The organism is Subtercola boreus, assembly GCF_003399625.1.
GTDB lineage: Bacteria > Actinomycetota > Actinomycetes > Actinomycetales > Microbacteriaceae > Subtercola > Subtercola boreus_C.
The window spans coordinates 19,177-31,002 of sequence record NZ_NBXA01000003.1; the positions used below are offsets into that span (position 1 = coordinate 19,177).

11 protein-coding genes are annotated in these 11,826 nt (G+C 68.8%); 5 read left to right on the forward strand and 6 right to left on the reverse strand.

The window, feature by feature from the left end:
* Nucleotides 1–2: 2 nt before the first annotated feature.
* Complete coding sequence (locus B7R21_RS01900) at nt 3–680, reverse strand: response regulator transcription factor (RefSeq protein ID WP_116281567.1); 678 nt, start codon at nt 678–680, stop codon at nt 3–5.
* Between the two features lie 148 nt (nt 681–828).
* On the opposite strand from B7R21_RS01900, the gene B7R21_RS01905 reads away from it, so the two are divergent.
* Nucleotides 829–3,180 (forward strand): heavy metal translocating P-type ATPase, encoded by a 2,352-nt coding sequence (locus tag B7R21_RS01905; protein WP_116281568.1) that lies wholly within the window; start codon nt 829–831, stop codon nt 3,178–3,180.
* 145 nt (nt 3,181–3,325) lie between these two features.
* Here the strand turns inward: B7R21_RS01905 and B7R21_RS01910 are convergent, their stop codons facing one another.
* Together B7R21_RS01910 and B7R21_RS01915 are read right to left on the reverse strand one after the other, a co-directional pair.
* On the reverse strand, nt 3,326–3,886 hold the full coding sequence (locus tag B7R21_RS01910; protein WP_147305772.1) for a hypothetical protein: 561 nt from the start codon (nt 3,884–3,886) through the stop codon (nt 3,326–3,328).
* A gap of 78 nt (nt 3,887–3,964) precedes the next feature.
* The gene (locus B7R21_RS01915) at nt 3,965–4,186 is read right to left on the reverse strand and encodes a hypothetical protein (RefSeq protein WP_116281570.1); all 222 of its coding nucleotides are present in this window, start codon (nt 4,184–4,186) and stop codon (nt 3,965–3,967) included.
* Between the two features lie 77 nt (nt 4,187–4,263).
* Between B7R21_RS01915 and B7R21_RS01920 the strand changes: the two genes are divergently transcribed.
* The 4 genes from B7R21_RS01920 (at nt 4,264) to B7R21_RS01935 (ending at nt 9,231) form a co-directional block, all read left to right on the forward strand.
* Nucleotides 4,264–5,109 carry a tryptophan-rich sensory protein gene (locus tag B7R21_RS01920; protein WP_116281571.1) on the forward strand — a complete coding sequence of 282 codons (846 nt, stop codon included), beginning with the start codon at nt 4,264–4,266 and terminating at the stop codon, nt 5,107–5,109.
* Between the two features lie 80 nt (nt 5,110–5,189).
* Nucleotides 5,190–6,221 (forward strand): DMT family transporter, encoded by a 1,032-nt coding sequence (locus B7R21_RS01925; RefSeq protein ID WP_253259590.1) that lies wholly within the window; start codon nt 5,190–5,192, stop codon nt 6,219–6,221.
* A gap of 82 nt (nt 6,222–6,303) precedes the next feature.
* Nucleotides 6,304–7,758, forward strand: a complete 1,455-nt coding sequence (locus tag B7R21_RS01930; protein ID WP_147305773.1) for a choice-of-anchor G family protein — start codon at nt 6,304–6,306, stop codon at nt 7,756–7,758.
* Nucleotides 7,759–8,370: 612 nt separating this feature from the next.
* Nucleotides 8,371–9,231 carry a hypothetical protein gene (locus B7R21_RS01935; protein WP_116281573.1) on the forward strand — a complete coding sequence of 287 codons (861 nt, stop codon included), beginning with the start codon at nt 8,371–8,373 and terminating at the stop codon, nt 9,229–9,231.
* A gap of 212 nt (nt 9,232–9,443) precedes the next feature.
* Here the strand turns inward: B7R21_RS01935 and pip are convergent, their stop codons facing one another.
* The 3 genes from pip to B7R21_RS01950 are packed head-to-tail and all read right to left on the reverse strand — an operon-like array spanning nt 9,444 to nt 11,780.
* A complete protein-coding gene (gene pip, locus B7R21_RS01940; protein ID WP_116281574.1) occupies nt 9,444–10,424 on the reverse strand; it encodes a prolyl aminopeptidase in 981 nt (326 codons plus the stop codon).
* A 49-nt stretch (nt 10,425–10,473) separates the two neighbouring features.
* Nucleotides 10,474–11,466 carry a bacteriorhodopsin gene (locus B7R21_RS01945; protein ID WP_116281575.1) on the reverse strand — a complete coding sequence of 331 codons (993 nt, stop codon included), beginning with the start codon at nt 11,464–11,466 and terminating at the stop codon, nt 10,474–10,476.
* A gap of 2 nt (nt 11,467–11,468) precedes the next feature.
* Complete coding sequence (locus tag B7R21_RS01950) at nt 11,469–11,780, reverse strand: DUF7882 family protein (RefSeq protein ID WP_116281751.1); 312 nt, start codon at nt 11,778–11,780, stop codon at nt 11,469–11,471.
* Nucleotides 11,781–11,826: the final 46 nt, after the last annotated feature.

The window sequence follows — 11,826 nt, forward strand, 5'->3', positions numbered from 1 at the left end:
CGTCACTCACTGGCCACCTCGAGCCCGTACCCGACCCCTCGGCGGGTGGCGATCGAGACATCGGAGCCGAGCGGATCGAGCTTTCGGCGCAGATAGCTCACGTACTGGTCGACCACATTCGCATCGATGTGCTCGGTGCGACCCCATACCTCATCGAGGATCTCCGTGCGACTCATCGTGACTCCCGGCCGCCCGGCGAGCAGTCGCAGCAGATCGAACTCCTTCGGACTGAGGGTGAGGGTCGCGTCGCCGACGATCGCCTTGCGGTTGTGACTGTCGACCACGAGCGAACCCACCGTGAGGGAGAGCTGGGGGCCGACGTTCTCGCGTCGCAGCAGGGCACGGATGCGCGCCGTCAGTTCGACGAACGCGAACGGTTTCGTGAGGTAGTCGTCGGCACCGGCATCGAGACCCTTCACCCGGTCGTCGACATCGTCACGGGCGGTGAGCAGCAGGATCGGCACGGTCGAGTTCTGCTCGCGCATATGCCTGCAGAACTCGAAACCGGACATCCCGGGGAGCATGACATCGACGATGGCCGCCGAATATGTGCCCGCGCTCACAGAAATCATGCCGTCGACACCGTTCGCCACCCGGTCGACGTCGTACCCTTCAGCAGCCAGCCCCTTGGCGAGCAGGCGCCCCATCTCGTCTTCGTCTTCGACAATCAGCAGTCTCACGAATCACCTCTCCGTTCTGATTATGCTGGCACGCTCTCAGGCACGCAGGGTTCAGGGCCCGGAAAGATGTGGAAACTCACACTGCCTTCCAGCTTGTGGAGGAATTGCATACCCCCTAGGGGTATGCTGAAAAGGTCGAAGGGCGAACATGACGACTCCAGCAACGCACGACCACTCGGGCCACGCGCCGCATGCCGCGCACGACCACTCCGGGCACGACCACCCGGCGCACGACGCCGTCACCCCAGGAGGGCACGACCACATGGATCACGGCGGCCACGGCGGCCACGGCGGCCACGGCGGCCACGGCGGCCACGGCGATCATGCCGCGCAGTTCCGCACGAAGTTCTGGATCACCCTCGTTCTCGCCATTCCCACCGTGCTCTTCAGCTCGATGTTCAGCCAGCTGCTCGGCTACTCTGTGCCCGACTTCCCAGGCGCGACCCTCGTCTCCCCCGTGTTCGGCACCGTGATCTTCGTCTATGGCGGAGCCCCCTTCCTCACCGGCGGACTCTCCGAGCTCCGCTCAAGGCGACCCGGGATGATGCTCCTCATCGCCATGGCGATCACTGTCGCCTTCGTCGCCTCCTGGATCACCACCCTGAAGGTCAGTTCGTTCGATCTCGACTTCTGGTGGGAGCTCGCCCTGCTCGTCGTCATCATGCTGCTGGGCCACTGGGTCGAGATGAGAGCATTGGGCGCAGCATCCGGAGCCCTCGACGCCCTGGCCGCCCTGCTCCCCGACACCGCCGAGCGCGTGCTGGGCGATGACGAGACCACAGGCGCCAGGCGCGCTGAGCACGGCACCGGCACCGAAGAGGTCCCGGTCGCCGACCTGGTGACCGGCGACGTCGTGCTCGTTCGCTCCGGCGCGCGCGTTCCCGCCGACGGGATCGTCGTCGACGGCAAGGCATCGGTCGACGAATCCATGATCACCGGTGAATCGAAAGCCGTGAGCCGGTCGATCGGCGACCGCGTCGTCGCGGGAACGGTCGCCACCGACAGCGCTCTGCGCGTCGTCGTCACCGCTATCGGCGACGACACCGCGCTGGCGGGCATCCGCAGGCTGGTGGCGGATGCCCAGAACTCCTCCTCGCGCGCCCAGGCCCTCGCCGACCGGGCTGCAGCGCTCCTCTTCTACTATGCGGCGGGCGCGGGAATCATCACCTTCGTGGTCTGGTCGCTCGTCGGCAACCTCGACGACGCCGTCACCCGCACCGTCACCGTGCTCGTGATCGCCTGCCCACACGCGTTGGGTCTCGCGATCCCGCTGGTGATCGCGATCTCCACCGAACGTGCCGCGCGCGCCGGCGTGCTCGTGAAGAACCGGCTCGCGCTCGAACGCATGCGCACCATCGATGTGGTGCTCTTCGACAAGACCGGCACGCTGACGCTCGGCGAGCCCACGGTGACGGATGTCGCGGTGGCAGCTCCTGCGCAGAGCCTCGCGGCGACTCCGGATGCCTCCACCTCCGCCACTCCCGCCGACGGCCTGACGCGCGAGGCGCTGCTCGCCCTGGCGGCCGCCGTCGAAGCCGACAGCGAGCATCCGTTCGCCCGTGCCATCGTCCGCGCCGCCGCAACCGACGCGGGAGTTTCGGTCTCGACGGTCTCCCCGGAACGACAGGAACTCCCGAGTCGATCCCGCGACGCGGACGGGGACGGGGGCACGGACGGGGGCGACCGCACGAGCGCGCCGCGGTACCGGGCGAGCGACTTCCGCTCCCCCACCGGGCGCGGCGTGCAGGCGAGCGTCGACGGCGCGACAGTGAGCGTCGGCGGGCCGGCACTGCTCCGCGCCGAAGAGGTCGAGCCGCCGGAGAACCTCACACGCCACATCTCCTCCTGGGCCGAGCGCGGCGCCAGCGTGCTCTACGTGCTCCGGAACGGCACTGTGCTCGGGGCGTTCGCGCTGGAGGACGGCATCCGCCCCGAGTCCCGCCAGGCAGTGGATGCCCTGCACGCCCGCGGTATCACCGTCGCCATGGTCACCGGCGACTCCCACACGGTCGCGAATGCGGTCGCCGCCGAGCTCGGCATCGACGAGGTGTTCTCCGAGGTGCTCCCCGAGGACAAGGACAGCAAGGTCACCGAACTGCAGGCACGCGGCCTGAAGGTCGCCATGGTCGGCGACGGCGTCAACGATGCACCCGCCCTCGCCCGGGCGGATGTCGGCATCGCGATCGGCGGCGGAACCGATGTGGCCATCGAATCGGCCGGCGTGGTGCTGGTCGGGAACGACCCGCGCGCGGTGCTCTCGGTGGTCGCCCTGTCGACGGCGAGCTACCGGAAGATGATCCAGAACCTGGTCTGGGGCGCGGGATACAACCTGCTGTCGGTCCCCCTGGCCGCCGGGGTTCTCGCCCCGATCGGGTTCATCCTGTCGCCCGCAGTGGGCGCGATCCTGATGTCGGCTTCGACGATCATCGTGGCGGCGAATGCGCAGCTGCTCCGCCGGATCGACCTCGACCCGGCACGGCTGGCTGCCCGGCGCAACTGAGGGAGTGGGCATCCGGATGCGCGGGGCTGCCCACTCCGGCACCGAGAGGGCGCGCATCCGGAGCCGCGGCGCCCCGCGCTGCACCGGCGCAGCTCGGCGTCGCACTGCCCCGCCCCGCCTCGCCGCAGCTCACCGGCGCAGCCGCTCAGCCGAGCCGCACCCGCCACGGATCGTTCCGAGACCCCGCACCGAGAATGGTCGCCGGCACGATCACCTGCTCAGAAGCGAGGATGCGCGGCCGGAGCTGCGCGGCCCACTCCCGGCTGAGTCCGGGAGGCAGGTAGCCGACCTTCTGCGACCCGTAGTAGAACAGCAGCTCCACGCGCACCGCATTCGTGTCGAACGGGTTGTTGGGCTCGAGTTCGAGCGAAGCGAACAGGGGCTCGCCCGGCTCGGCGAGGGCGGTACGGGCCTCGACCACGGCGAGGATGCCCTCCTGGTGGAAGTCGGTGGCGTACACCTCGAACGGATGCTCGACCTCGACCTCGACCGTCGAAACCGGATCCCCCACCGGAACATCCCGCAACTCACGGCGGAGGAGATCGTCGTCGTGGCGGAGTGCGGCAGACGCACGGAACGAGATCAGCGCGGTGATGATGAGCGCGAGCGTGGCTAGCCAGCCGACGTGCGGGAGGAAGAGCGCGGAGAACGCTGCGACGAGGAGCAGACCTCGGACCCAGCCGGGCCAGGTCGAAGGACTGAGCATGGAACCGGTCACCTCGAAGGGATCACGTGCGGCGGAATCCGGGGCGAGCGGCAGCAGACCGGCTGGCCCCGGTTCGTGTCAGCTGTCGGAGATGTCGTGGGCGAGTCTGGCGAGAGTGATGTCGTCGACCTCGACGGCGGCCTGCTCGAACCGTTCGCGCAGGTTGTTCTGCACAATCACCAGGCTCTGGCCTGCGTGGTCCTGACGCGTCTGAGCGAGGATGCCGTCGATCTTCTGCTCGTTGGTCGCGTCGTTGCTCCCCGCCATGATGGGCTCGCTCTGTTCACCGTTCTCAGCCATACCTCCCATCCTCCCACAGCCGCACATCGACGGGCGCAACCTTGCGTTCGGCGGGCGTGCGGCTTTCAAATAGGTACATGACACACGACACCGTCCTTGATTCCGGTCGGCACGCACCCCACTCCGACCGGATGCGGCAGCTGTTGGTCGCCCTCGGAGCGGTCGTCGCCGTGGTGGGTTCCTTCATCGGATCGGGCGCCGCGGGCGGCACCCCCATCGCTCAGGCGGCGGGCGGAGCACTCAGCGCAGACGCCACCCTGATCGCCCCGGCCGGCGGCGCCTTCTCGATCTGGAGTGTGATCTACCTCGGCCTCGTGGGTTATGCCGTCTGGCAGTTCCTTCCCGCCCAGCGAGCGGATGACCGCCAGCGCCGTCTCGGATACCCGGTGTTGCTCACGCTGGTGCTGAACGCCGCCTGGATCCTCAGCGTGCAGGCCGGCCTCCTGGCGCTCAGCGCCGTGGTGATCCTGCTGCTGCTGGTCGCCCTCTGCTGGGCGTACGGTCGTGCGATCGCAACGCGTGGCCTGGGTCGGCGCTCGGTGCTCGGCACCCTCCTCGTCGACGGCGCGCTCGGGCTCTACCTCGGCTGGGTCAGCATCGCGACGGCGGCGAACATCACGTCGTTCCTGCAGTTCTCCGGGTTCGAGGGCTTCGGATGGTCGCCCGAAGCCTGGGCGATCGCCATCCTCGGCGTGGCGGGGCTCGTCGGCGTGCTGGTCGCTGTCTGGAGCAGCGGGAGCGTCGCGCCGATGCTCTCGCTCGCCTGGGGGCTCGTCTGGATCGACGTGTCGCGCGTCTCGGGTGCCCTGTCCTCCCGGCCCGTGGCCATGGCAGCGCTGGTCGCGGCGGCGGTCGTCGTCGTGGCGACGATCGCGGTGCGAATCGCGGCGGTTCGCCGCGAGCGAGCCGACGCACCCCGGTAGCGCTGCGCGAGGGCCAGCAATGGCCCCGCTTGCAGGCGCACAGACGTCGGCGACTCACACCCGTGTGCCAGAATCGGGAGGTGACCCGCCCGGAGACGTCGATGAGCCGGAACGCACGGGTGGCCACCCTCCTGGTCGTCGCGGCAGCCGTCTGTTTCGGCACCACGGGCACCGCCCAGGCGCTCGGCGCAGCCGACGCGAGCGCTCTCTCGCTCGGCGCGGCGCGAATCGTCTTCGGCGGCGCACTGCTCGCGCTCGTGGCTGTCGCGGTCGCCCTACGCTCCCGTCGCGCCGGACAGGTCGACCCATTCGACCCAGGCGCCCCGTTCGACCTAGGCGACCCATTAGACCCAGGCGACCCGGCCCGAACCCGCACCACCCCGGCTCACCGCATCCCCTCCCTGGCCCTGGTCGCCGTGGGAGCCATCGGCGTCGCCGCCTACCAGCCGACCTTCTTCACCGGCACGCGGGAGAACGGAGTCGCCGTCGGCACTCTCGTCGCGCTGGGCTCAGCCCCGGTGCTCACCGGCCTGCTCGAATGGGGCGTGCGACGCCGTGCCCCGGGGCTCCGCTGGGCTCTTGCAACGGTTGTGGCGGCGGCAGGCGTGGCCGTGCTGTCGGGCATCCTCAGCCCCGGCCAACCGCAGAGCGGCAGTTCCGGGAGCGTGACGGCCCTCGGACTGCTCGGCTCGCTCGGCGCCGGCGCCTCCTACGCCGTCTACGCGCTGAGCAGCAAACTGTTGCTCGACCGCGGCTGGGTTCCGACAGCCGTGATGGGCGCGACGTTCGGTGCCGCGGCGCTGATCATGACCCCCGTGCTCCTCACGACGAACCTGACCTGGCTCGGCGAGCGAGGCGGTCTCGCCAGCACCGCCTGGCTCGCGGTGATCACGGTCGCACTCGCCTACACACTCTTCGCGCGCGGGCTCCGCACGCTGCCCGCCTCACGCACCGCGACCCTCACTCTGGTGGAACCCCTGACCGCCACCGTGCTCGGAGTGCTGCTCCTCGGCGAACAGTTCACCGTCGCGATCGTCGCCGGACTCCTGCTCCTCGCTGCCGGCATCCTCATCCTCACCATCGACCGGCAGCCTCCTTCGATTCTTAAATGATGATTATTCATTAAATGACTGGATCTGCGCTACTCTTCCTGAGATCCCTCCGAAAAAGGCGGGTCACGATGGAGGAACCGCAGTGAAGAACACATCGACCGACGATCGACCCCGACCCGGAACATCCGGCTCCCGCAGAGCCACAGGGCAACGGATGCTCGTCGCCTCACTCGCGCTGGGAACAGCTTTCGCGCTGGTGACACCTGCCACCGCAGGTGCGCAGACCGTCGTCTCCCAGGGCGCGGGCCGCTTCGTCACCACCCCACTGCTGACCAGCGCTGTTCTCAATTCCCTGGCACCCCTGAAGGGTGCGAGCGCTGTCGATTCGGGGCCAGGTGCCGACGTGATCGTCGACCGCCCACTCGACGCGCTGGCCCTCGTCGGCCTGTCGAACCTCAAAGTCGGCTTGACCAACCTGCCCGTGTTCGGCACCGGCGGAGTGATCCAGGTCGGCCAGATCGGGCAGTACGGCCGCGCAAACAGCGACGGATCGTCGACGGCGTTCTCGGGAACCACCGGATCGGCCTCCGGCCTGCTCGGACTGCCGGCGGGGGCCGTCTCCCCCAGCGGATCGATCGGCGCGCCGACCGCCGGCAGCGGTGCGACCATCACCGTCGGCAGCCCTGTGATCGATCCTGTCGCTCTCAGAGCCGACTTCGTCGAGCTTGCGGCATCCGCGGAGCAGAATGTCGCGGGAACGCAGACATCGAAGTACCGACTGGGCAGCTTTGCCGTCATCGTCGGTGGTTCGCTGGTCGCGACTCCCGTCTCGACCATCCGGCCCGCGATCGACTCACTGATCGCGGCGATGACCACAGCGGGTGTCACCGCACCGGCGAACCCGTTCCCCGCAGACTTCACGGTTCACCTGACCACGGCCGACCTGCAGGCCGCAGGCCTCGGCAGCGACCTCAACAATCTGCCGGCCGACACCGATCTCACCCAGTACATCCCCCTCGCCGTCGCGAACCGGATCATCCAGGAGACGAACGACTTCGTCGCAACTGCCACCGCTTCCGTCGCAGGCGTGCCCGTCGGGCTCCAGCCGGCCCTCCGTCTCGTGATCAAGGCCGAGCAGGCAATAGTCGGCCCGGTGCTCGCAAACCTCGGCAGCTCCTTCCTGGGGCCACTCGGCCTGGCTCTCCGCAGCCAGGCGCAGCTCATCGTCAACCATCGCGAGATGGTAAACGGGGCACTGGCCCAGACTGCACTCCGCGTGGGCCTCGGGGGCAACGGCTCGCTTGCCCTGGTCGATCTCGCGAGCGCCACCGTCGGCCCGAATGCCGGGGCGACCGTTCAGCCGACCACTCCGACCACCACAGGCAGCACGGCGGGCGCAGGCGGTACCGGTGGCGCAGGTACCTCGGGCGGCTCGGGTATCTCAGGCACGGGAGCGACCCTCGCCCACACCGGAGCCCCCCTCGAAATGCAGCTGGTCCCCTGGGGCGCACTCGCTCTCGGGTTTCTGCTTGCGGGCTTCGTCTCCTTCGCCCTCGCTGCTCGCCGACCCCGACGAGGAGCACCCTCGGGGAACTGACCTGACGGGGTGACGCTTCCGCCGAGGGAGCGCGACCCCGCCGAAGACTCGCGCCGAACAGGAACGGCGTGAGGATGGCCCCGCGCGGCTCGCACCAGCGAACGCGCGGGGCCTCTGCCTGCGCCCACGAAGGATGCCGGCGAAGAAGAACGGCTCGATCATCGAGGCGTGGCGTCGACCTCAGATGAGCCAGTGGGCCATCCCGTAGATCGCCACGATCACCACGCCCCAGGCCGGCAGAGCGATCAGCGTGCCGTAGACGGCGCCGCGAATGGCCACGCCGTCGTGAGGCTGGAACGGAAGATACTCGCCACGCCAATCTGCTGGCGCACAGTCGTCAGGACGCAAAAGGTTCCTCGTGTTCGAAGCGGGCGGAGCGGAACCGGTTGAGCTGCGTCCTGGCCGGTTCCCCCATCATCTCCTACCCGACGTGACTTCTGTGTGACCCCCACGTGACCTCTCTGTGATCTTCAGGTGACAACCGGGTCGGGCTCGCTGAGCGGGGGGGCGGGGGGGGTACTACGACCATGGTCCGATTGCCGCCTCGCGCCTCACCGGCGACAGTCGAAGTACCGTATGTTCCGTTTCGATTCCTGACCGAGAGGCCCGCTCATGGCTCCCACCCCCACAAGGCGCACCATCGGGAGGGCTGCGATCGTCGCGGCCGCCGTGCTCGCCTCCTCCCTCGCCTTCGCCTCCCCCGCCCAGGCCAAGACCAGCTCCAACGGCGGCGACTTCGCCGTCACGGTCGCCGGCACCACGTACAACCCGGCTCCCGGCAGAGACGTCAGACTGAAAGACCTGAAGCCCGGTGCGACGGTCGCGGTTCGCGGCATCAACGTCGGGTTCGACATCCGTGTCGCCGACCTCGGCGTCTACAACTACACGCTGACCGGCGCTCCGGATGCCCAGCGGATGGTCACGAAGCCCACAACGATCTTCGCCTCGAAGGTACCGACACTGACCCCCGCGCAGCTCGCCGGAGCAACCATCAAGGAACTCCAGGTGCAGGACGACACCCTCGTCGTGACCTTCACGACGGCGGCGGGCAAGTACAAGATCCAGGCGAAGGATGGCGCCCAGGGGGGCATCTTCCAGATGGAGACCGAGTTCGCCGCCCCCGTCGAGTTCGTGCACACTCTCGCCCCCGGGATCTTCTACTTCACCAACACGTTCACGGGCAAAGTGAACTTCGGTGACGGCATCGACGCCGTGGCCTCCGGCCCGAACGCGCACCAGATGCTGCTCGGCAAGGACAGCCCCCAGGTCGCCACGAAGACCCTGCAGACCGGCACCGTGACCAAGTGGCTCGTGCAGCCCGGCGGTCGCCTGGGCGGCGTTCTCGGCGAGGACGCGATCGAGCTCTCGGCCGGCGCCACCAACTGCACGAGCCAGTGCCAGGCCCAGAACCAGATCCACGGCTCCCTGCCGGTGCCCTCGAACCCGACCAACCCCACCCCCATCGGCGGCTGAGCACACCCAACCCATCGCTACCCCGGCGCGGGGCGGTCCCTCCCTCGGGCCGCCCCGCACTTTCGCGCGCGCACGTCGTTCCGCGCACGCACGTCGCTTCCGCCCCCGTCTGTCGCTTCCGCGCCTGCGCGCGCGGTGGCGAAAGCGACAATGAGTAGCAGGCGACGGGCGAGGGCGGGCGCGGCGCGCGACGGGCGGGGCGGGAGCGGACGTCAGGCCGCGAAGCGGTCGGTCGCCTCGAGGAGGGCGTCGAGGATGCCCGGCTCGTCGAAGGCGTGCCCGGCGTCGGGCACGAGGGTGAACGACGCTTCCGGCCACGCCTCGTGCAGGTCCCACGCCGTCACTGCGGGCGTACACAGGTCGTAACGGCCCTGGATGATCGCCCCGGGGATACCGCGGAGCACCCCGGCATTCGCGATGAGCTGCCCCTCGTCGAGCCAGCCGCCGTTCAGGAAGTAGTGGTTCTCAATGCGCGCGAACGCCAGCGCGTATGACGGCTCGGCGAACCGCGCGACGAGTTCCGCGCGCGGCAGCAGCGTGATCGTCGAGGCCTCCCACGTGGACCACGCCACCGCCGCGGGCCCGTGCACCCGCGGATCAGGGTCGTTCAGCAGTCGGTGGTAGGCCCGGATGAGGTGGCCCCGATCATCCGGAACCAACGGTGACGCCGTCACGGGAGCCACGAACCGCTCCCAGAGGTCGGGCACGATCATCCGCGCGCCGCCTTCGTAGAACCAGTCGAGTTCGAGCTTTCGGAGCGTGAAGATACCGCGGAGCACCAACTCGGTGACGCGCGCGGGGTGCGTCTGGGCGTAGGCCAGAGCCAGGGTGCTGCCCCACGATCCGCCGAAGACCATCCAGCGCTCGATGCCGAGGCGCACCCGGAGCTTCTCGATGTCGTCGACGAGGTGCCACGTCGTGTTGGAGGCGAGGTGATCGGGCGAAGAGGAGGCGTGCGGGATGCTCTGGCCGCAGCCGCGCTGGTCGAAGAGCACGATGCGGTACTTCGCCGGGTCGAAGAGACGGCGGTGCGCGGGGCTCGTGCCGCCGCCCGGCCCGCCGTGCAGGAAGACGACCGGCTTGCCGTCGGGGTTGCCGGAGGTCTCCCAGTAGAGCTCCTGGTCGTCTCCGACCGGCAGGAAGCCGATCTCGTCGGGCTCGATCTCGGGATACAGGGTTCGAAGGTCTGCCATGTTCCGAGCCTACGGGCTGAGCGCTCGGCGCGGCTCGGCCGGGCGGCGCCTACGGGCCGGGTGGCAGCAGGTCCGCCATCCCGGTGACCTCCTGCGGCGGTTCGCCGGCGACCGCGGAGGCCATCGGCGGCTTCGAGCGCCGTTCGTGCACCGCGGAACCGTCGGCCAGGTAGACCTCGCGCGGCACGCCCGCGTCGGACTGTTTCACCGACGAGATCCAGATGGACTCCGGATGCATGTCATCCCCTGCCCGCACATCCTCAGCCGTGCGGAGCTTCGCCACCCGGTGGATGAGCGTGCCGAACCCGATCTTGACGACAGCGTCCGCGAAGCAGAGGGTCACCTGCATCGTCGTCGCCCAGGCGCCGCCGTCACCGAGGATCTGGATCAGGTAGACCAGCGGGTACACAGCCCACCCGGAGAGGAGCAGGATCGTCGCGTTCCGGAGCAGAGCGGAAGACGCGGGTGTCAGGGTGCTGAACGAGGCCCGCACGGCGCGGATGAGCACCACGGTGGTGACGATCCAGAACACACAGCTGATCGCGCCCCAGAGAAGCAGCGACGACGCACCGCCATCCGCTGACCCGCCGGGCATGATGATGGCACCGAGGAATCCCGTGAAGATCATGAGGAAGGCCGAAGCCGCTGCGATGAGCCTGCCCCGGCGGGCCACCGAGCCGGTGAACGCCACCACGGCCATCAGCTCGATCGTCAGCAGGGGCACCGTGACAGACCAGTCCATGTAGCGTGCGGCGTAGGCGACGATCGCCGTGCCGTTCGGAAGGTAGCTGGCGCCTACACGGTCGTAACCGCCCACGAACCCCATCAGCACGATGACGTACGACAGAGTGGCCACGCCGGTCACCGCAAGGCGCGCAACGGTCGCCGGACGGAAGCGCGCACCCACCTCCCGCTGCGTGAAGACGGCCCGAAGGAAACCCGCGAACAGCACGAGCGCCGCGACGACCAGGAAGTAGAGCGTGAGCAGGTACTCGGGCCCGCTGAGCACGGCCGTCCACGGCTCGAATGCAGTGTGCACCATCCCTACAACCGCCCCGCCGCGGGCTCTGCGCTGAAGAAGAGGCCGCCGCCGCTGTTCGCCGAAGCCATCAGTTCCTCGATCCAGAGACGGTTGATCGAGGGGATCCGGCTGCCGTGGAACCGGTAGTAGAGCGTGCTGCTGGCATCGACCCAGATGGAGCTCCGACCGCTGCCCGCATCCGGTGAATCGGTCCAGCTGAACACGAAACTCTCCCGCCGCCGCAGCTTCGCCGTGATGACGATCTGCAGGTGGGTGAGGGCGCGGTCGTCGAAAGCAATTTCGATGCTGGGATTGCCATAGAGCAAAATGCCCATGTTGGGCTCCTCGGTTGTGCCCACCATAGCGGTGCACCGACGTTTT

What these genes read in the sequence shown, in the direction of transcription:
- B7R21_RS01915 (WP_116281570.1), bottom strand. Translation starts at nt 4,186, where the DNA reads ATGGCTGAGAACGGTGAACAGAGCGAGCCCATCATGGCGGGGAGCAAC.
- B7R21_RS01905 (WP_116281568.1), top strand. Translation starts at nt 829, where the DNA reads ATGACGACTCCAGCAACGCACGACCACTCGGGCCACGCGCCGCATGCC.
- B7R21_RS01945 (WP_116281575.1), bottom strand. Translation starts at nt 11,466, where the DNA reads ATGGTGCACACTGCATTCGAGCCGTGGACGGCCGTGCTCAGCGGGCCC.
- B7R21_RS01950 (WP_116281751.1), bottom strand. Translation starts at nt 11,780, where the DNA reads ATGGGCATTTTGCTCTATGGCAATCCCAGCATCGAAATTGCTTTCGAC.
- B7R21_RS01935 (WP_116281573.1), top strand. Translation starts at nt 8,371, where the DNA reads ATGGCTCCCACCCCCACAAGGCGCACCATCGGGAGGGCTGCGATCGTC.
- B7R21_RS01920 (WP_116281571.1), top strand. Translation starts at nt 4,264, where the DNA reads ATGACACACGACACCGTCCTTGATTCCGGTCGGCACGCACCCCACTCC.
- pip (WP_116281574.1), bottom strand. Translation starts at nt 10,424, where the DNA reads ATGGCAGACCTTCGAACCCTGTATCCCGAGATCGAGCCCGACGAGATC.
- B7R21_RS01910 (WP_147305772.1), bottom strand. Translation starts at nt 3,886, where the DNA reads ATGCTCAGTCCTTCGACCTGGCCCGGCTGGGTCCGAGGTCTGCTCCTC.